This is a genomic window from Sphingomonas sp. SDUR79, assembly GCF_056821745.1.
In genome coordinates, this window is the sequence record NZ_JBPDIN010000001.1 from 775,460 (window position 1) to 791,318 (window position 15,859).

A 15,859-nucleotide genomic window follows, 5' to 3' on the forward strand; every position below is an offset into this window, starting at 1 on the left:
CTCGGCCTTTCTCGTTCGAGCTACCGGGAAACTACGGAAACAAGATTAACGAAATGCTGAAATCGGATGCTGGGATTCCATCAGGGCGTATCCTCACGGTAGTGGCGGCGGCACTGGTCGACGATCACGGACGCGTGCTCGTGCAACGGCGCCCACCGGGCAAGCCGATGGCCGATCTGTGGGAATTCCCGGGCGGCAAGGTCGAGCCGGGCGAGTTGCCCGAAGCCGCGCTATGTCGCGAGTTGCACGAGGAACTGGGCATCACGGTCGATCCCGCCGCGCTCGCCCCCGCGACCTTCGCCAGCGCGCCGTTGGGAGAGCGCCATTTGCTGCTGTTGCTCTACACCTTGCGCAATTGGGGCGGGGAACCCCAGGCGCGGCACGCGACCGCGCTGCAATGGGTTCACCCGCCCGCGTTGCGCAACCTCGCCATGCCGCCAGCAGACATCCCGCTGATCGGCATGCTCGAGGCGCTGGTTTAGGGGCGCTTTAGTCAGGCGGCACCGGCCCGCTCCCCACCCGGCCACCCAACGACAGTGTATTCTATGGGTGGCCGGGTGGGGGAGCGGGCCGGTGCCGTTTCAGCTTTGCTGAAACTAACGCTAGGTCAGGCTCGGCGTCGGCGCATTGCGGGTGCGCCACAGCGAGTAGACCACGCCCGTCGTCAGGATCAGCGCGGTGATGCCCAGCGACACCACCGGCGGTATCTTGGCGAGGCCCAGCGCATCGGCGACGAAGATCTTCGACCCGATGAACACCAGCAGCACGGCGAGCGCGTACTTCAGATAGTGGAACCGGTCGACCAGTGCCGACAGCGCGAAATAGAGCGCGCGCAGGCCCAGGATCGCGAAGATGTTCGACGTGTAGACGATGAACGGGTCGGTGGTGATCGCAAAGATCGCCGGTACCGAATCGACCGCGAACACCAGATCGGCAAACTCGATCATCACCAGCGCCAGAAACAGCGGCGTCGCGTGACGGACCATCGTCCCGGTCTTCGCATCGGCCTCCTGCACGAAGAACGCCGATCCGCGCAGCCCGTCGGTCACCCGCATATGCCGCTTCAGCCAGCCGAGCAGTGGCGAGCCCGCCACATCATAAGGCGTGTCGACCATCCGCCACATCTTGATGCCGGTAAAGATCAGGAATGCGGCGAAGAGGTAGAGCACCCAGCCGAATTCGGACACGATCGTCGCGCCCAGCGCAATCATGATCGCGCGCAGCACGATGACGCCCAGGATGCCCCAGAACAGCACCCGGTGCTGATACTGACGCGGGATCGCGAAATAGGTGAAGATCATCGCAATGACGAAGACATTGTCCATCGCCAGGCTTTTCTCGACGACGAAGCCGGTGACGTAATTGATCGCCGCCGTCTCGCCGAGCTGCCACCAGACAAAGCCGCTGAACGCAAGGCCCAGCACGATATAGAAAGCGGAGAGCATCAGGCTCTCCTTGACCCCGATCTCGCGCGCCTTGCGATGCAGGACGCCAAGGTCGAGCGCGAGCAGGGCCGCGACCAGCCCCATAAAGGCAAGCCACATCCACACCGGCTTGCCCAGCCAGAGTAACGTCAGAAATTCCATTGTAAGTCAGCCCCTGTTGGGTGACGCGCTTCGTGCGCCATCAGGGCGGCCCGACATCATGCGCTTTGGACGCATCAGAGGGGCCCGGGCCGCCGTTCGTGGTTGGTTGGGTTAGCTACCGGTCGCGATTGCGCGCTTCCAGTGGCCAGCCAGACGGTCCTTGACCGCCAGCTTCAGCTTCTTGAGCCGCAGCAGCCGAAACCCGTCCGGATTGCGTCGCCGCGCTTCACGGCGAATTTCCTCGTCCAGCTTCCGGTGGACGACGCTCAGACGGTACAACATGCCACTCATCATAATGCCTCCTGTCGATGTGAAATCGATCGGATGGCCGTCAGCGGGTGGATACGGTCACAAAAAGCCCAGCCTGCATCGGATCATCCGATGCGGTCCGACATCGCGATCACATTGATCGCCAGAGGGGCCCGGTCCGCAGGCTGTTTATGGCTGCAACGCGCCATTTTGTCAAGATATCAGGGCTTGGGCCGCAGTGCCTCGGCCAGCGACGCGCTCGCCGATCCGCGCCGCGCGGGCTTGGGCTGGCTGGGGTCGGGGGCCCAGCCGGTGACGAAGATCGCGTCGAACCGCTCGCTGGTCCGCCCCTCGGCATCGGCGCGCGTGGCAAAGGCTTGCGCGGCGCGCGCCACTGCGCTGCGAGTCAGCGGGGCGGGGTCACGCAGCAGGCTGGTTGCCCCCATGCCGCGCAAATCGCGGACCAGATCGAACAGGTTGGAATAGCGCACCTCCAGCGTCTCGACATCCGCCACCGGCAGCGCGAACCCGGCGCGGACCAGCAGGTCGCCCGCCGCGCGCACATCGACCTGCGGATGCACCCGCGCCGCCGGACGATCGCCCTCCGCCTCCAGCATCACGCTGCGCAATGTCGCCAGCGTCGATCCACCCAGAAACGCGCCCATGAACAACCCGTCCGGCCGCAGCGACCGGCGGATCAGCGCCAGCGCGCCGGGCAGGTCGTTGACGCTGTCGAGCACCCCGGCCGACACGACCAGGTCATAGGCCCCTTCGGGCGCATACGGCCGGTCCTCGTCCGCTTGGATGCCCCCGGACAGCGCCGCGAACCGCGCACCGGCGTCGATCCGCGTAACCTTCGTGCCCGGCGGGGCCATGAACGCACTGTCGAAGCTGCCCAGATCCAGCACGTCGCGAAACTCGCGCCGCACCGCGTCCAGCCGCTCGGCAATCCCCTCGAGCATCCACGCCCGGATGAAATCGAACCCCGCAAAGCCCGGCGCGGCGCGATCCCGGCGCAGGCGGCGGCGGTTGCGGTCGAAAATCTCGGGCGGGGTGGGGGCGGGGGTCACGGCGCGGCTTGTGCCGCGTCGCGCGCCGCGCGACAAGCTTTGCATGGGGCTGCATCAACCGTTGCTCGACCTGATCGGCCTGGCGCTGCCCCCGCGCTGCCCGGGTTGTGGCGACGTGGTCGATGCCGACCACCGCTTCTGCGCCGCCTGCTGGAGCGGGATGCGCCTGATCGCCCCGCCCTGGTGCGCCAGCTGCAACCTGCCGTTCGAGCATGATCGCGGCGATGCGGCGCAATGCGGAACCTGCCTGGCCGACCCGCCGGTGCATGATGGGGTGCGCGCGGCGGTCGCTTATGGTCCGGCCGCGCGGACGCTCGCGCTGCGCCTCAAATATGGTGGGCGGACCGGCTTTGCCGTCACCGCCGCGCGGCTGATGACGCGCCTCATGCCCGAAGACGCCGAACTGCTGGTCCCGGTGCCGCTGCACCGCTGGCGGATCTGGGGGCGCGGGTTCAATCAGGCGCTGCTCATCGCCCGCGCGCTCGGCACTGCGTCGGACATCCCGGTCGCCCCCGACCTGCTCCGCCGGGTCAAGGCAACCCCCGTGCTGCGTGGCCTCGGCCCACGCGGGCGCGCCAAGGCGGTTGCGGGAGCCTTCGCGCTCGCCCCCGGAGCCAGGGAAGCCGTTCGCGGCAAGGCAATCGTGCTGGTCGACGATGTCCACACCAGCGGCGCGACCACCACCGCCTGCGCCCGCATCCTCAAGCGCGCCGGCGCGGCCAAAGTGACGATCCTGTGCTGGGCGCGCGTCATCGACGAAGCCGAGGCGGATTGACAAGCGCGGTCGCGATCCACAACTCGGGTCCATGGCCAAGATCGAAATCTACACCAAGGCATTTTGCGGTTACTGCCACCGCGCCAAGACCTTGCTCGACAGCAAGGGCGCCGATTACGAGGAATTCGACCTCACCATGGGCGGCCCGAAGCGGCAGGAGATGCTTCAGCGCGCCAATGGCCGCACCACCGTGCCGCAAATCTTCATCGACGGCGCGCATATCGGCGGTTCCGACGACCTCATGGCGCTGGAGCGTGAGGGCAGGCTGGACGCGCTGCTCAACGCGTGACTCGCGCCGCGATCCTTCAGATGACCAGCGGCATCGACCCGCTGGCCAATGCCCGTACGTTGGTCGCCGCAATCGCCTCGGCAGCGGGGGAGGGCGCGGCGATGCTCCTCACCCCCGAAATGTCGGGCCTGCTCGACCGCGATCGGCAGCGCGGCGCGGCATCGATCGTCGCGGAAGCCGACGACCCCGTCCTCGCCGCCGTGCGCGACGCCGCCGCGCGCCATGGCATCTGGGTCCAGCTCGGCTCGCTCGCCTTGCGCGGCGATGATGGTCGTTTCGTCAATCGCGGCTTCGTGATCGACGCCAGCGGTGCCGTCCGCGCCTCCTACGACAAGCTGCATCTGTTCGACGTCGACCTGCCGACCGGCGAGCGCTGGCGCGAATCCGACGCCTATGCCCCCGGCGACCGCGCAATGGTGGTGGAGACGCCGCTCGGCGCGCTCGGCCTGTCGATCTGTTACGATATCCGCTTCCCGGATCTCTATCGCGCGCTGACCGACGCTGGCGCGACCCTGCTCGCCGTCCCCGCCGCCTTTACCCGCCCGACCGGTGCAGCGCATTGGCACACCCTCCTGCGCGCCCGTGCGATCGAGGCTGGCGTGCACGTCATCGCCGCTGCCCAGACCGGTACGCATGAGGACGGCCGCACCACCTACGGCCACAGCCTCGCCATCGACCCCTGGGGCGAAATCCTGCTCGACATGGGCGAGCCGGCAGGGCTCGGCTTCGTCGAGATCGACCCCGCGCGCGTCACCGATGTGCGCAGCCGCGTCCCCGCCATAGCGCATCGCCGTCCGATCCCCCCGGTGACCCGCGCATGATCGTGTTCGACCTCAAATGCACCCACACCCATGTGTTCGAGGCATGGTTCGGATCGAGCGCCGATTATGAGGACCAGCGTGCCCGCGGCCTTCTGACCTGCCCGATCTGCGGCGACGCCGACATCGCCAAGGCGGTGATGGCTCCCAACATCCCAGCCAAGGGCAACCGCGCGCCCGCCACGCTCGCCGCCACGCCGGACCCCAAAGCACTGATGGCCGCACTCGCGCAGGTTCAGGCCAAGATGCTCGAAGGCTCGCAGTGGGTCGGCATGTCCTTCGCCGACAAGGCGCGCGCGATGCACGCCGGCGAGGAAACCACTGCTCCGATCCACGGCCAGGCCAGCCTCGCCGAAGCCAAGGCACTGATCGAAGACGGCGTCCCCGTCGCCCCGCTCCCCTTGCCAGTGGTTCCGCCGGACCAGTGCAACTGATTGACCAGATCGCCGCGCGCTCTTAACCAGCCCGGGAGTGTCTCGGTAGCTCAGCAGGATAGAGCAACGGTTTCCTAAACCGCAGGTCGGAGGTTCGAATCCTCTCCGGGACACCATTTCCGATAGGGCTGACAATGCACAGATTCGGTTTGGCCTTGGTGACATTTCTGCTGACGCTGGCCGCGCTCCCCGCTGCCGCGCAGCCTGCAGGTCAGGATAATCTCACGGTCGATCTGGTCGCGGAGAGCGACGCTCCGGCTCCGGGCAGCGAGGTGACGATCGCCTTCGTCGCCAAACCCGATCCCGGCTGGCACGGATACTGGAAGAACCCCGGCGATGCGGGCCTCGACACGCGGCTCGACTGGACGCTGCCGCAGGGCGTGACCGCGGGCGAACTGCGCTATCCGGTACCGACGCGGCTGATGATCGCCGGGATCATGAACTATATCTACAAGGGCAATTACACCCAGTTCGCGACGCTGAAGATCCCCGCCGGCCTGAGCCCCGGCACCAAACTGCCGATCGCGGTGCGCGCCGATTACCTGATCTGCACCGACGAAATCTGCGTCCCCGAAACCGAAAACCTGACCCTCAACCTCACCGTCGGCGACGGCACGATCACCCCCGAACGCCGCGCCCAGTTCGACCAGTGGCGCCGCCTGCTGCCCAAGCCGCTGGGCAGTCAGGCGACGTTCCAGGTCACCGACGGCACGCTCCGCATCGCGATCCCGTTCCCCGCATCGGTCGATCTGTGGAAGGACGCCTATTTCTTCGCCCAGACCCCAGATGCCGTCACCTATTCCGCACCCCAGAGCGTCACCCGCGACGGCGACACGCTGATCCTGTCGGTCAAGGCCGGATCGAAAGTCCCCGAACGCCTCGACGGCATCCTCGCCACCGGTGAGCGCGACGGCTTTGCGCTCACCGCCGTTCCCGGCACCGTCGCCGCCGCACCCGCACCGCCAGCCGGAATCGACTGGAGCGCAGCCCTGCTGGCGCTCGGCGGCGCGCTGCTCGGCGGGCTGATCCTCAACATCATGCCGTGCGTCTTCCCGATCCTCAGCCTCAAGGCGCTGAGCCTCGCCAAGAGCGGCACCAGCGAAAGCGCCGCCCGCGCCGAGGGGCTTGCCTACACCGCAGGCGTCGTCCTCGTCGTCCTCGCGCTCGGCGGCCTCATGCTCGGCCTGCGCGCGGCGGGAGCCAGCGTCGGCTGGGCATTCCAGCTCACTGACCCACGCGTCATCCTGCTGCTCCTCCTCCTCGTCCTCGGCATCGCACTCAACCTGGCCGGGCTGTTCGAGCTGATGACCCCCAAATTCGCCGGTCGCCTCGCCGGCGGCGGCAGTGGCGGCGCATTCATGACCGGCGCGCTCGCCGCGTTCATCGCCACCCCGTGCACCGGCCCGTTCATGGGTGCAGCGCTCGGCGCAGCGCTCGTGCTCCCCTGGTACATCGCGCTCATCATCTTCCTCGGCCTCGGCCTCGGCCTCGCGCTCCCGTTCCTACTGCTCGGCTTCGTCCCCGCGCTGCGCCGGATGCTGCCCAAGCCGGGCGCGTGGATGGACAGCTTCCGCAAGATCCTGTCGGTCCCGATGTTCCTCACCGCGATCGCGCTCGCCTGGGTGCTCGGCGGCCTCACCGGGGTCAACGGCATGGCCACCGGCCTGATCGTCGCGCTCGCGCTTGGCGTCGTGCTGTGGGTGCTGGGGCGGCGACAGCTGCGCGGAGCCGGGAACGGCATCGTCTGGGCGCTCAGCCTCGCCATCGTGATCGGCGGCATGTGGCTGGTCGGCACCATCGAAAAGCCCGCCGCTGCCGCCGCCACCGCCTCCGGCGCGCAACCCTTTAGCGAAGCCAAGCTCGCCGACCTGCGCGGCCAGAACAAACCCGTCTTCGCCTATTTCACCGCCGACTGGTGCGTCACCTGCAAGGTCAATGAAAAGGCCGCGATCGAGACCGACGCCGTCCGCGACGCCTTCGCCAAGGGCGGCGTCACCGTCCTGGTCGGTGACTGGACCGACGGCGACCCCGCGCTCGGCCGCTTCATCGAACGCCACAACCGCGCGGGCGTGCCGCTCTACCTCTGGTACCCGGCGGGCGCGACCGAGCCTCAGGTCTTGCCGCAGCTTCTCACGCAAGGCATGTTGACCGAGCTAACCGGGGGCAAATGAACCGCAGATCAAGGAGATGAGCCGATGCACCGACTGATCCCATTTGCCGCAGCGACCCTCGCTGCCCTCGCACTGCCCGCCGCTGCCCAACAGACCAACGGGCAAAAGGCGACCGATTTCAAACTGACCGACGCCAGCGGCAAGACCGTCCAGCTCAGCGACTTCAAGGGCAAGACTGTGGTGCTGGAGTGGAACAATCCCGGCTGCCCGTTCGTGCAGCGCCATTACGAAGGCAATATGCAAAAGACCCAGGCCGCGGCCAAGGCCGGCGGCGTGGTGTGGCTGACGATCAACTCCGGCGCTCAGGGCAAGCAGGGCTATATGCAGGGTGCCGAGGCGCAGAAATGGGTCGCGGACAAGAAGGCGAGCCCCGCCCATTACCTGCTCGACCCCAAGGGCGTGGTGGGCAAGGGCTATGCCGCCAAGACCACCCCGCACATGTACATCATCGATGCTGCTGGCGTGCTGCGCTTCCAGGGCGGCATCGACGACAAACCCGCCGCCCGCGTTGAGGAAATGGGGTCGGCACGCAACCACGTCCTCGCCGCGCTGAACGAGATCAAGGCCGGCAAGCCCGTCTCGGTCGCCCAGCCCACGCCCTATGGCTGCTCGGTCAAATACGCTGAGTGATGGGCTTTCCTTCCCTGTGATAGGGGGCAGGGAAGGAGAGAAGGCCGGGGGAAACCCCGGCCTTTTTTACTTGGGGGACAGGTGAGTCGCTCAATTCCTCCCCTGCGAAGCAGGGGAGGGGGACCGCCCGCGAAGCGGGTGGTGGAGGGTGTAGCTGCGATCAGCGATATGCCGGGGGCATATCGCAGCAGCGGAGCCGGCTTGCGAAGCAAGCCGTTGGCCGCAGAGGGCGAAATTTTGCCGAGCTGTTCACGGCCGTCTGCGCGGCCGCCCCTCCGTCAGCGCTACGCGCTGCCACCTCCCCTGCGGTGCAGGGGAGGAATGAACGCGCCGCCCTCCCGCAACCTTCTTAGCCCCTCCCGCTTGCGGGAGGGGTTGGGGAGGGTCTTCTTCTTCTTCCTATTCCGCCGCGCGCCTCAGCCGCCCGCCGCTCAAACGATCGGCTCAGGCTCCGCGTCCGGCAACTGATCGCGGTTGCGCTCGCTAAAGAAGCGGAACGCGCCAAAGGCTCCGACCAGCAGCGAGACGATCAGCGCACCCAGCGCCACATCACGCCCCGAATTGCTCGGCGCCAGTCCCGCTGCGCGTCCCGCCTCGAACGGGTCGACCAGCAGAGCGGTGGGCGACAGCGACACGCGCGTGCCCATTTCTTCCACCGCCTTGGCCTCCGACGACCGGTCGACGGCAATGCCGTTCAGGCGCAGGATCGGGCCGAACGCGCCCTCGGCGACGACCATCCCCTCGATCTGCGCATCGGCAATCGAGCCATGCTGCATCATCAGGCCGATCGCCGGACCCTCCGGCTTGGTGGCGGTGGTCGCATAGACCGGCGCCATCACCCAGCGATCACGCTCGACCCCGCGCTTGCTGCGCGTCAGCTCCATCGCCTGCCGGAAATCGACCTGCCCGATCACATTGACTTCCTGCGCTGCGCCGGTGTTGCGCGCAGGATCGAACTTTTCGATCTGCACCAGCGCAGGCGGCTTGCCGGCACGTGCCGCGGCCTTGTCAGCCTCGCTCTGGCGATCGTCGATGTAAAGATAAACGGCCAGTGCAATGCCCAACGGCGCCAGCACGAGATAGACGAGCGGCGGTAACCTGAAAAACCACATCTGCATTCCCCCCACAGAACGAGCGGCCCAGCAGGTCGCCCGACTCCGGCGCACTGTGTCGCGCACGCCGGATTGGTGCAAGTGACGAAATCGGTGCGAGAAATAGGCGGCATCACGCACCAACCCGATCGGCCGCAACCCGATTCTCTTTAGCCCCTCCCGCTTGCGGGAGGGGTTGGGGAGGGTCTTCTTCCTCTTCTTCTTTCAGGCGCTGGCGTCAGTGGGCGTGGTCGGCTTCACTTGCCACAAGCACATAGTCCGGATGGACCGCCGCATCCGTTACCAAAATAGTTTGCGTCTCCGCCGCGGAGCGACCGTCCACGCGCAGCAAGCGACCGGTAACGCACTGATCGCGTCCCCTTCCGGAATAGCCGCGCAGCTTGACGCCGACGCGCCCATGGATCGGATAGATCGTATCCGAGTAGATGACGGTGCCATCCTTCGAAACCTCACCGCAAATCCGCAGCAACTGACCTTGAATGGCATGGGGCTGGCGACGCACGTCATCGATGGTCACCGCTCGCGCATCGGCTTGCGCGGCGGCGGGGATCACCAGCAGCAGAGCACTCAATATCGTCACGACGTCACCTCCCGGGGTTGCTCGCGGCGTATAATGATCCGCGCTGATGTCCGTAAGAAGTCGGTGCAGGCTTGCTATCCCCAACAAGCCTGCCTTTCCGCATTTTGTTGGATACAAGTTGGAAAATTCCTGATCTGTTCCACCCATGCCGTCGACCCTTCGCCCCAGCACTCCGCCTCGCCTGACACCCCAGTCGCGCCAAAGTCGCGCACCTGTCGCGCCAGTGTCGCGTCGCAGTCGCCTCTCAGTCCCGAACCCGTCCCGTCCCAGTCGCTTCACCCCAAAACACCCCCATGATCGTCAGCTTCGTCGGACACCCCCACACCCCCTTGTGCGACGCAACAAAGCGTTGCAGCATGGAACCGTAACGGGGTTCGGGACTTTGGAGGCCTGATGGGGGTAAGCCGCGCGTTCGACGAGATCTGGGGTCATGGTGGGCCGGCAAAGCCGCGACCACAATTCAACGAACTCGCGCGCTGGATGGCAGACACTCCCCACGCCGAACTCCACCGCCGCCAGCAATCGGCCGAAGCGACCTTCCGCCAGCTCGGCATCACCTTCGCCGTCTATGGCGACACCGATGCCAGCGAACGCATCATCCCGTTCGACATCGTGCCGCGCATCTTCATGCACGACGAATGGACCCGCCTGTCCGAAGGGCTGGTGCAGCGGGTCGAGGCGATCAACGCCTTCCTCCAGGACATTTACGGCGAGCGCCGCATCCTGAGCGAAGGCGTGCTGCCGCCCGAACTGGTGCTGTCCAATCCGCAATTCCGCCCCGAAGTCGCCGGCATTCGTCCGCCGCACGACATCTGGGCGCATATCTGCGGCATCGATCTGGTCCGCACCGGGCCCGACGAATTCTATGTCCTCGAGGATAATGCCCGCACCCCGTCGGGCGTGTCCTACATGCTCGAAAATCGCGAAGCGATGATCCGCCTCTGCCCCGAATTGTTCCGCAGCTTCCGCGTCGCCGCGGTCGACAGCTACAGCGACATGCTGCGCGAAACGCTCTACTCGGTCGCGCCGGAGCGGCGCAGCGCAAGTCCCGTCGCGGTCGTCCTGACCCCAGGCCATTTCAACTCGGCCTATTACGAACACAGCTTCCTCGCCGACACGATGGGCGTGGAACTGGTCGAACCCGCCGACCTGCTGGTCGATGACGACATCGTCTATATGCAGACCATCGCCGGGCGGGTGCGCGTCGATGTCATCTATCGCCGGATCGACGATGATTTCCTCGATCCGCTGGTGTTCCGCCCGGATTCGCTGCTCGGCGTCCCCGGCATCATGGCCGCCTATCGCGCCGGCAATGTCGCGCTGGTCAACGCACCGGGCAACGGCATCGCCGATGACAAGGCGATCTACAGCTACATGCCAGAGATCGTGAAATTCTACTCGGGCGGCGAGGCGAAGCTGCCCAATGTCGAAACCTGGCGCTGTCGCGAACCCGATGCGCTGAAATACACGCTCGACCATCTCGACCAGTTGGTCGTGAAGCTGGTCGATGGCTCGGGCGGCTATGGCATGCTGGTCGGCCCGACCGCGAGCAAGAAGGAGATCGAGGCGTTCCGTGCCGCGCTGATCGCCGAGCCGCATCGCTACATCGCGCAGCCGACCCTGGCGCTCTCGACCGTGCCGACCGTCACCGAAACCGGCCTCGCCCCGCGCCATGTCGACTTCCGCCCGTTCGTCCTCACCGGCTCCGACGGCGTCCGCGTCGTCCCCGGCGGCCTGACCCGCGTCGCGCTCAAGGAAGGGTCGCTGGTCGTCAATTCCAGCCAGGGCGGCGGGACCAAGGACAGTTTCGTGCTGCTACCCGACCGGCCAGTACAGGGACAGGAACAGACGCAGGTGGTGTCGTGATGGGCGCGCTCAAAATCCTCCCCGGAACGGGGAGGGGGACCGCCGCGAAGCGGTGGTGGAGGGGGCCCGAGGCAAGCGCGTCGCTTCAAGGAGGGCCCCCTCCGTCAGCGCTACGCGCTGCCACCTCCCCGTGCCGGGGAGGATTTTAAGATGCGGATGCTCTCCCGCACTGCGGCGTCGCTCTACTGGCTCGGCCGCTATGTCGAGCGCGCCGACTTCATCGCCCGGCTGGTCGAAGCGACGGTCCGGCTCGACGCGCTGTCCGCCCGCCCGGCGGGGGAGGCGGCCTGGGCCAGCGCGCTCAGCGTCACCTATACCGAAGAAGCCTATGCCGCCGCGCACCAGACGATCAGCCAGCAGCCGGTGGCGCATTTCCTGACCCTCGACATGAGCCATTCCGGTTCGATCGTCCGCTGCCTCGAACAGGCGCGCAACAATGCCCGTGCGGTGCGCACCTCGCTCACCCGCGAAGCCTGGACCGCAATCAACCGCCTCTGGCTGCTCTTCGCCAGGCGCGTCAGCCCAGGCGGTACGACCACGACGCTCTCGCTGATCGAAGGCGTCATGGCCGAAGCGCGCGGGTTCGAAGGCGCGATCCACCGCATGATGGATAATGAGGCGACGATGCTGATCCAGCTTGGCGCCGCGATCGAGCGGGCGGACAACACCGCGCGTCTGCTCGACGTCAAATATCATCTGCTGCTGCCAGAGGGCGAGCGGATCGGGGGCCTGGTCGATCGCGACCAGTGGACCACGATCCTTCAGACGGTCTCGGCGGTCACCGCCTATCGCTGGCTGTACAGCGACGGGCTGCGGCCATCGAACGTCATCGACCTGCTCATCACCCGCTCAGAACTGCCCCGCAGCCTTGCCGGATGCGTCGAGGAGGTCGTGGAACAGTTGAATGCCCTCGCCAAGCGCACCGGGTTGCAGGGGGAGGCAGACCGCATGGCCCGCGCGCGCATCGCCCGCATGCAGAAAACCCGCGCCCATGAAGTGATCGTCAGCGGCCTGCACGAATATCTTCAGGCCTTCATCCGCGAAAACGCGCTGCTCGACGCCGCGATCGCGCGCCAGTTCAGGTTTATTTGATGCGCCTCGCGATCGACCACCAGACCCGCTACCGCTTCAGCAGCCCGCAGCAGCGGCTGGTCCAGACATTGCGCCTGACTCCGGGCGATACGCATGACCAGACCGTGGTGGGCTGGCGCATTGATGTCGATTGCGACGTCCGGCTGCGTGAGGCGATCGACGGCTTCGGCAATCGCGTCACGATGCTCTATGCCGAAGGTCCGATCGACCGGATCGAGATTACCGTGGCGGGACAGGTGCTGACGACCGAGGCGGATGGGCTGGTCCGCGGCAGCAACGAGCCGCTGCCGCCCGCGCTGTTCAACCGCACCACCCCGCGCACTGCCCCTGGTGCCGATCTGGCCGCTCTGGCGCGCGACGCAGCGGGGGCGGGGGACACGCTCGACCGACTGCACCGCTGGAACCTCGCGCTCGCCGGCCGCTTCCCCGATGCCGCCGACCTCCCCGACAGCGGCGCGACGGCTGCAGAGGCGTTTGCCGGTGAGCCCAACGCCCGCGACCTTTCCCATATCTTCATCGCCGGAGCCTCAGCGCTCGGCCTCCCGGCGCGCTATGTCTCGGGCTATCGCAACTGCGGGCAAGGGACCTGTCCGCCGCATGGCTGGGCCGAGGCATGGGTCGAGGGGCTGGGCTGGATCGGCTTCGATCCCTCGGCAGGCGCATGCCCCGACGCCAACTATGTCCGCGTCGCCACCGCGCTCGATTTCAACGGCGCGGCCCCGATCGCCGGCATCCGCCAGGGCGAAGGTGTCGAAGAACTGTCGGTAGAGCTGCAGGTCGAACGGATGACCGGCGACGCCTGATCTTAGGCGAAAGCGCGCAGCTTGACCGGCTGGGGCGCTGCCTCTGTCACCGTAGCATCGGCATCGTCCGGCATCCGCGACCAGCCATTGGGGCCGAGCACTTCCATCGGGCGATAGCGCGTCTTGTACGCCATCCGATCGCTGCCCTTCACCCAATAGCCGAGATAAACATAGGGCAGGCCAGCACTGCGGGCGCGGACGATATGGTCCATGATGATCAAATTGCCGAGGCCCTGCCGCTCGGGATGGTCGGCGGCAAAGAAGCTGTAGATCATCGACAACCCATCGGCCTGTTGATCGGTGATGCACGCCCCGACCAGTGCGCCGCCCAGTTCCTCGGGCTCGCGATATTCGATGACATAGGTGCTGACCGGTGACTGCTCGACCATGTCGGCATAGTCGGTCTCGTCCATCATCGTCATGCCCCCGCCCGGATGCCGCGCCGAAAGGTAGCGGCGCAACAGCGCATATTGCTCCTCGGTCGCCCAGGGGCGGCACGCGGTGACCGACAGGTCCGAATGGCGACGGATCAGCTTGCGCTGAGTTGCGTTGGGGCGGAACTCGTCATTGACGACGCGGACCGACAGGCAGGCGTTGCACCCGACACAGCTTGGTCGATAGGCGACCGACTGGCTGCGGCGAAACCCGATGCGGCCGAGTGCGTCGTTGAGTTCGCCGGCATGCGGGCCGTTCAGCTCGGTGAAGATCTTCCGCTCCTGCCGCCCCGGCAGATAAGGGCACGCCGAGGGGCTGGTCACGAAAAACCGTGGAAAGCGCGTCAGTGCCGTCACCCCGTTCGCCCCTTTCAAACCCAAGCGTTACGCCTCGAACACGACCCTTATGAAGCGACGGAATCACGATGAAAAGGCGATTTACCATGAAAATGGGTTAACGCCGGATCAGTCATTTTTCGGGATTGCGCGACAGCAAGGCGCGTTACGCCGTAATCATACCGCAGTGGTGATTCGGTGAGGAGGGCACGGCGACTCGGTTCGTCGCGCGCCAGATTCGCTTCGTCCCTCAGCTGTGGATAAGCTTGGGCTCAATCAATTTGGGCTCTGCCCGACGGCCAGTCAGTCCAGCTCGACCATGCTCACCGAATAGCCCGCCGCACGCAGCGCGGCCATCAGCCGGTCGAGATGCGCGCCATCGCGGGTCTCGCACTCGATATCGGTGATCAGGCCCTTGGCGGGGAGCGAGGTGAACACGCGCTGGTGATACACCTCGATGATGTTGACGCCCTGTTCGTGGAAGATGCGGCTGACATGGAACAGCGCGCCGGGGCGATCCTGCAACCGAATGCGCAGCCGGGCGAGGCGGCCCGAGCGGGCAAGGTCGCGCAGCAACACATTGGCGAGCAGCCGCGTGTCGATATTGCCGCCGCACAGCACGATGCCGATCGTCCGACCCGCAAACCGCTCCTGATTGGACAGCAACGCCGCGAGGCCCGCGGCACCCGCGCCCTCGACCACCGTCTTTTCGATCTGCAGCAACAGGCTGACCGATTCCTCCAGCTTGCGCTCGCTGACCAGCACGATGTCGTCGACCAGCGCCTCGATCACCTGCGCGGTGATCGTGCCGGGTTCCCTGACCGCGATACCCTCGGCGAGTGTGTCGCCGCCAATGGCCAGGTCGGTGCCCTTGACGCGGTTGTACATCGACGGGAACAGCTCCGCTTCGACGCCTACCACCTCGATCGCGCGGTCGGCGGCCTTGGCGACGGTCGCCATGCCCGACACCAGCCCGCCGCCGCCGATCGGCACGATCAGCGTGTCGATGTCGGGCGCATCGGCCAGCATCTCCAGCGCGACGGTGCCCTGACCCGCCATGATCCGCGGATCGTCGAACGGGTGGACGAAGGTATAGCCGTTCTTCGCCTCGAGCTGGCGGGCATGGGCATAGGCTTCGTCGAACGTCTCGCCTTCCAGGATCACGCTCGCGCCATGACCCTCCGTCTGGGTCACCTTCACGGTCGGGGTCGGCTTGGGCATCACGATCGTCACCGGAATGCCAAGACGGTTGCCGTGATAGGCCAGGCCCTGTGCATGGTTGCCCGCCGACGCCGCGATCACGCCCTTCGCCCGCGCCGCCGCGTCGAGCTGCAGCAGCGTGTTGAGCGCACCGCGCTCCTTGTAGGCGGCGGTGAACTGAAGGTTCTCGAACTTCAGATACACGGTCGCGCCGGTCAGGTCGGACAGCGTCTTGCTGTGCAAGGTCGGCGTGCGCACGATCGCCCCACCAATCCGCTCCGCCGCCATCTGCACATCGGCCAGGGCGAGGGGGAGGGGAGTCGGGGTGGGCGCAGCCTGAGTTGCCATCGTGGATCTTTCGCAATCCCGGAAACGCCGCCGGGCCGGTGGCGCGGCCCTAGACCATCTGGCGCG

General features: G+C 66.5%; 17 protein-coding genes and 1 tRNA gene. 11 read left to right on the top strand and 7 right to left on the bottom strand.

The window, feature by feature from the left end:
- Positions 1-53: 53 nt before the first annotated feature.
- Positions 54-482, top strand: a complete 429-nt coding sequence (locus tag ACRYLO_RS03755) for a (deoxy)nucleoside triphosphate pyrophosphohydrolase (RefSeq protein WP_482658936.1) — start codon at positions 54-56, stop codon at positions 480-482.
- 120 nt (positions 483-602) lie between these two features.
- Here ACRYLO_RS03755 and ACRYLO_RS03760 read toward each other — a convergent pair whose 3' ends face one another.
- The 3 genes from ACRYLO_RS03760 to ACRYLO_RS03770 all read right to left on the bottom strand — a co-directional run bounded on the left by ACRYLO_RS03760 (position 603) and on the right by ACRYLO_RS03770 (position 2,941).
- The gene (locus tag ACRYLO_RS03760) at positions 603-1,586 is read right to left on the bottom strand and encodes a TerC family protein (RefSeq protein ID WP_482658937.1); all 984 of its coding nucleotides are present in this window, start codon (positions 1,584-1,586) and stop codon (positions 603-605) included.
- A 111-nt stretch (positions 1,587-1,697) separates the two neighbouring features.
- Positions 1,698-1,877, bottom strand: a complete 180-nt coding sequence (locus ACRYLO_RS03765) for a DUF465 domain-containing protein (protein ID WP_482658938.1) — start codon at positions 1,875-1,877, stop codon at positions 1,698-1,700.
- A gap of 179 nt (positions 1,878-2,056) precedes the next feature.
- Complete coding sequence (locus ACRYLO_RS03770; RefSeq protein WP_482661664.1) at positions 2,057-2,941, bottom strand: methyltransferase domain-containing protein; 885 nt, start codon at positions 2,939-2,941, stop codon at positions 2,057-2,059.
- A gap of 7 nt (positions 2,942-2,948) precedes the next feature.
- Between ACRYLO_RS03770 and ACRYLO_RS03775 the strand changes: the two genes are divergently transcribed.
- From ACRYLO_RS03775 to ACRYLO_RS03805, 7 genes are all read left to right on the top strand, one after another.
- Positions 2,949-3,680, top strand: a complete 732-nt coding sequence (locus tag ACRYLO_RS03775) for a ComF family protein (RefSeq protein ID WP_482658939.1) — start codon at positions 2,949-2,951, stop codon at positions 3,678-3,680.
- Between the two features lie 31 nt (positions 3,681-3,711).
- A complete protein-coding gene (grxC, locus tag ACRYLO_RS03780) occupies positions 3,712-3,969 on the top strand; it encodes a glutaredoxin 3 (protein ID WP_482658940.1) in 258 nt (85 codons plus the stop codon).
- On the top strand, positions 3,966-4,790 hold the full coding sequence (locus ACRYLO_RS03785; protein WP_482658941.1) for a carbon-nitrogen hydrolase family protein: 825 nt from the start codon (positions 3,966-3,968) through the stop codon (positions 4,788-4,790). Before grxC ends, ACRYLO_RS03785 begins: the two co-directional genes overlap by 4 nt.
- On the top strand, positions 4,787-5,221 hold the full coding sequence (locus ACRYLO_RS03790) for a DUF1178 family protein (RefSeq protein WP_482658942.1): 435 nt from the start codon (positions 4,787-4,789) through the stop codon (positions 5,219-5,221). Before ACRYLO_RS03785 ends, ACRYLO_RS03790 begins: the two co-directional genes overlap by 4 nt.
- A gap of 39 nt (positions 5,222-5,260) precedes the next feature.
- Positions 5,261-5,337, top strand: a tRNA-Arg gene (locus tag ACRYLO_RS03795).
- 18 nt (positions 5,338-5,355) lie between these two features.
- Complete coding sequence (locus ACRYLO_RS03800; RefSeq protein WP_482658943.1) at positions 5,356-7,392, top strand: protein-disulfide reductase DsbD family protein; 2,037 nt, start codon at positions 5,356-5,358, stop codon at positions 7,390-7,392.
- 24 nt (positions 7,393-7,416) lie between these two features.
- Complete coding sequence (locus ACRYLO_RS03805) at positions 7,417-8,022, top strand: redoxin domain-containing protein (RefSeq protein WP_482658944.1); 606 nt, start codon at positions 7,417-7,419, stop codon at positions 8,020-8,022.
- Positions 8,023-8,453: 431 nt separating this feature from the next.
- Here ACRYLO_RS03805 and ACRYLO_RS03810 read toward each other — a convergent pair whose 3' ends face one another.
- Both ACRYLO_RS03810 and ACRYLO_RS03815 read right to left on the bottom strand, forming a co-directional pair.
- Positions 8,454-9,134 (bottom strand): hypothetical protein, encoded by a 681-nt coding sequence (locus tag ACRYLO_RS03810; RefSeq protein ID WP_482658945.1) that lies wholly within the window; start codon positions 9,132-9,134, stop codon positions 8,454-8,456.
- Between the two features lie 217 nt (positions 9,135-9,351).
- Positions 9,352-9,861, bottom strand: a complete 510-nt coding sequence (locus tag ACRYLO_RS03815; RefSeq protein ID WP_482658946.1) for a hypothetical protein — start codon at positions 9,859-9,861, stop codon at positions 9,352-9,354.
- Positions 9,862-10,107: 246 nt separating this feature from the next.
- Here ACRYLO_RS03815 and ACRYLO_RS03820 point away from each other — a divergent pair, with 246 nt between their 5' ends.
- The 3 genes from ACRYLO_RS03820 to ACRYLO_RS03830 all read left to right on the top strand — a co-directional run bounded on the left by ACRYLO_RS03820 (position 10,108) and on the right by ACRYLO_RS03830 (position 13,475).
- Positions 10,108-11,580, top strand: coding sequence for a circularly permuted type 2 ATP-grasp protein (locus tag ACRYLO_RS03820; RefSeq protein WP_482658947.1), 1,473 nt, complete (start codon positions 10,108-10,110; stop codon positions 11,578-11,580).
- Between the two features lie 156 nt (positions 11,581-11,736).
- Positions 11,737-12,672, top strand: a complete 936-nt coding sequence (locus ACRYLO_RS03825) for an alpha-E domain-containing protein (RefSeq protein WP_482661665.1) — start codon at positions 11,737-11,739, stop codon at positions 12,670-12,672.
- The gene (locus ACRYLO_RS03830; RefSeq protein ID WP_482658948.1) at positions 12,672-13,475 is read left to right on the top strand and encodes a transglutaminase family protein; all 804 of its coding nucleotides are present in this window, start codon (positions 12,672-12,674) and stop codon (positions 13,473-13,475) included. The genes ACRYLO_RS03825 and ACRYLO_RS03830 overlap by 1 nt, the downstream gene beginning before the upstream one ends.
- Before the next feature lie 2 nt (positions 13,476-13,477).
- Here the strand turns inward: ACRYLO_RS03830 and ACRYLO_RS03835 are convergent, their stop codons facing one another.
- Both ACRYLO_RS03835 and ACRYLO_RS03840 read right to left on the bottom strand, forming a co-directional pair.
- The gene (locus tag ACRYLO_RS03835; RefSeq protein ID WP_482658949.1) at positions 13,478-14,266 is read right to left on the bottom strand and encodes an arginyltransferase; all 789 of its coding nucleotides are present in this window, start codon (positions 14,264-14,266) and stop codon (positions 13,478-13,480) included.
- A gap of 282 nt (positions 14,267-14,548) precedes the next feature.
- Entirely contained in the window at positions 14,549-15,793 is a 1,245-nt protein-coding gene (locus ACRYLO_RS03840) for a threonine ammonia-lyase (protein ID WP_482658950.1), read from the bottom strand.
- Positions 15,794-15,859: the final 66 nt, after the last annotated feature.

Excerpts from the sequence above, each read along its gene's own strand:
- ACRYLO_RS03815 (WP_482658946.1), bottom strand. The coding sequence starts at position 9,861 with ATGGGTGGAACAGATCAGGAATTTTCCAACTTGTATCCAACAAAATGC.
- ACRYLO_RS03765 (WP_482658938.1), bottom strand. The coding sequence starts at position 1,877 with ATGAGTGGCATGTTGTACCGTCTGAGCGTCGTCCACCGGAAGCTGGAC.
- ACRYLO_RS03840 (WP_482658950.1), bottom strand. The coding sequence starts at position 15,793 with ATGGCAACTCAGGCTGCGCCCACCCCGACTCCCCTCCCCCTCGCCCTG.
- ACRYLO_RS03755 (WP_482658936.1), top strand. The coding sequence starts at position 54 with ATGCTGAAATCGGATGCTGGGATTCCATCAGGGCGTATCCTCACGGTA.
- ACRYLO_RS03805 (WP_482658944.1), top strand. The coding sequence starts at position 7,417 with ATGCACCGACTGATCCCATTTGCCGCAGCGACCCTCGCTGCCCTCGCA.
- ACRYLO_RS03775 (WP_482658939.1), top strand. The coding sequence starts at position 2,949 with ATGGGGCTGCATCAACCGTTGCTCGACCTGATCGGCCTGGCGCTGCCC.
- grxC (WP_482658940.1), top strand. The coding sequence starts at position 3,712 with ATGGCCAAGATCGAAATCTACACCAAGGCATTTTGCGGTTACTGCCAC.
- ACRYLO_RS03830 (WP_482658948.1), top strand. The coding sequence starts at position 12,672 with ATGCGCCTCGCGATCGACCACCAGACCCGCTACCGCTTCAGCAGCCCG.
- ACRYLO_RS03810 (WP_482658945.1), bottom strand. The coding sequence starts at position 9,134 with ATGTGGTTTTTCAGGTTACCGCCGCTCGTCTATCTCGTGCTGGCGCCG.
- ACRYLO_RS03825 (WP_482661665.1), top strand. The coding sequence starts at position 11,737 with ATGCTCTCCCGCACTGCGGCGTCGCTCTACTGGCTCGGCCGCTATGTC.
- ACRYLO_RS03820 (WP_482658947.1), top strand. The coding sequence starts at position 10,108 with ATGGGGGTAAGCCGCGCGTTCGACGAGATCTGGGGTCATGGTGGGCCG.
- ACRYLO_RS03800 (WP_482658943.1), top strand. The coding sequence starts at position 5,356 with ATGCACAGATTCGGTTTGGCCTTGGTGACATTTCTGCTGACGCTGGCC.
- ACRYLO_RS03790 (WP_482658942.1), top strand. The coding sequence starts at position 4,787 with ATGATCGTGTTCGACCTCAAATGCACCCACACCCATGTGTTCGAGGCA.
- ACRYLO_RS03760 (WP_482658937.1), bottom strand. The coding sequence starts at position 1,586 with ATGGAATTTCTGACGTTACTCTGGCTGGGCAAGCCGGTGTGGATGTGG.